This window comes from Vibrio sp. 1402 (assembly GCF_033340275.1).
The window spans coordinates 1-601 of sequence record NZ_JAWOWE010000444.1; the positions used below are offsets into that span (position 1 = coordinate 1).

1 protein-coding gene is annotated in these 601 nt (G+C 50.1%); it reads left to right on the top strand.

Translation table 11 applies throughout. From position 1 onward, the window contains the following. Positions 1-601, top strand: a 601-nt coding sequence (locus R7044_RS26565) for an aromatic amino acid lyase (RefSeq protein WP_225456157.1), incomplete at both ends; no start/stop codon positions are given.

The following is a 601-nucleotide window of genomic DNA, read 5'->3' on the forward strand; positions in this document are numbered from 1 at the left end:
ATGCTGCGGGTATCGGGAAATTCATGTCTGATGAAACCGTTCGCCTCATGATGGTTTTAAAAATCAACAGCTTGGCTCGTGGATTTTCTGGCATTCGTTTGAAAGTCATCAACATGTTGATTGATTTGGTCAATGCGCAAGTTTATCCATGCGTCCCTCAAAAAGGCTCGGTGGGCGCTTCAGGCGATTTGGCTCCCCTAGCCCACATGAGCACGGTGCTGCTTGGTGAAGGCCAAGCACGTCACAATGGCCAAATCGTATCAGGCTACGAAGCGCTTAAAATTGCTGGTCTTGAGCCTATCACACTAGCGCCAAAAGAAGGCTTAGCGTTACTCAATGGTACACAGGCTTCAACAGCATTCGCGCTAGAAGGTCTGTTTATTGCCGAAGATCTTTTCGCGTCAGCAACCGTGTGTGGAGCCATGTCTGTAGAAGCCGCACTAGGCAGCCGTCGCCCATTTGATCCTCGAATCCACCGCGTACGTGGCCATCGTAGCCAAATGGATGCGGCAATGGCATACCGTCACCTACTGGATACATCGAGTGAAATTGGTGAATCGCACACCAACTGTGAAAAAGTGCAAGACCCATACTCACTGCG